Genomic DNA, 260 nt, shown 5'->3' with positions numbered 1-260 from the left:
AATTATATGAATGTGATGATTGTTCAGAATGTCCACTGAAATAACAATGTATGAACTTCAATTCAAAAGCAAATAAAAAAATAATGAAGAATTATAATTGGGAATATTTTAAAGACCAAATTAAAAAAAAGCATTCAGAACCAAAAAAACCAACTACAGTCAAAGAAAAATTGATGTGGATCCTGTTTTTGGATTTATGAAAGCTATTTTGGGTTTCCCTCGAATCTCCGTTCGAGGGATAAATAAAGCCAAAAGAGAAC

At 29.2% G+C, this 260-nt stretch carries 1 pseudogene; it reads left to right on the top strand.

The annotated features are described in order from the left end of the window. Nucleotides 1-260, top strand: a pseudogene (locus HMPREF3265_RS12505) (transposase); the annotation flags it as partial.

The organism is Staphylococcus sp. HMSC62B09 (assembly GCF_001839115.1).
GTDB lineage: Bacteria > Bacillota > Bacilli > Staphylococcales > Staphylococcaceae > Staphylococcus > Staphylococcus haemolyticus.
Note: the sequence above shows the minus strand (reverse complement) of the source record. Positions and strands in the feature narration are given on the sequence as shown.